This window comes from Bacillus sp. AFS041924 (genome assembly GCF_002577195.1).
Classification (GTDB): Bacteria; Bacillota; Bacilli; order Bacillales; family Bacillaceae_G; genus Gottfriedia.
Genome location: NZ_NULG01000113.1, coordinates 1 through 312 on the forward strand (window position 1 = coordinate 1; position 312 = coordinate 312).

The following is a 312-nucleotide window of genomic DNA, read 5'->3' on the forward strand; positions in this document are numbered from 1 at the left end:
AAAGATGCATTTATCGAGGGATTTGTTCGTCTTATACCAACTGGTGCAAATAAAGACAAAGCAGTTCCTTTAACAATGCCATATATGGGCTATTTAGGAGATTGGACGAAACCAAAAAATATTGATCCTGCTCCGTGGAGTGAAGGTGTATTTGTAGGATATACAGTACTTTGGAATGATGTATCTGAGACTCCATTAGGATTTGATCGAATGACAAATAGCTTTAATTTAGATCATATGACGATTTCACCAAACACGTTCGCACCAGGTGTTTACCCGTCGTTTCAAGTATTACGAAATTTAAAAGAAACT

At 36.5% G+C, this 312-nt stretch carries 1 protein-coding gene; it reads left to right on the top strand.

What is annotated here, in order from left to right:
* The coding region (locus COC46_RS22370) for a hypothetical protein (protein ID WP_176545220.1) at positions 1-312 on the top strand (312 nt) is incomplete at both ends.